1 pseudogene is annotated in these 401 nt (G+C 40.9%); it reads right to left on the bottom strand.

The features are described from left to right. A pseudogene (locus LPB88_RS23725) lies at positions 1-401 on the bottom strand (AMP-binding protein); the annotation flags it as partial.

Genomic DNA, 401 nt, shown 5'->3' with positions numbered 1-401 from the left:
GCGGTCAATCTTTCCATTTGGGGTTAATGGTAGTTTTTTTAATGCCACATAAAAACTCGGAACCATATATTCCGGCAGTTTTTCTTGTAGAAAACTCCTTAATGCTGATTTATCAATACTTTCTGAAGCTGTAAAATAAGCGATCAGGACTTTTCCTTCATTGGATTCTTTTGCCTCTACCACCACTTGTTTTAAATCCTGAGAATACTGTAAAATTGCGGTCTCAATCTCGCCAAGCTCGATACGGAAACCGCGAATCTTAACCTGATGGTCTTTTCTGCCTATAAACTCAATGTTGCCATCTGAAAGCCAGCGGCCAAGATCGCCCGTATCGTACATTCTTTCTCCCTCGATAAAAGGATTAGCGATGAATTTCTCCTGGGTAAGCTCTGGCTTGTTCA

The organism is Flavobacterium sp. JAS (assembly GCF_020991455.1).
GTDB lineage: Bacteria > Bacteroidota > Bacteroidia > Flavobacteriales > Flavobacteriaceae > Flavobacterium.
This window is presented reverse-complemented; position numbering and strand designations above follow the sequence as displayed.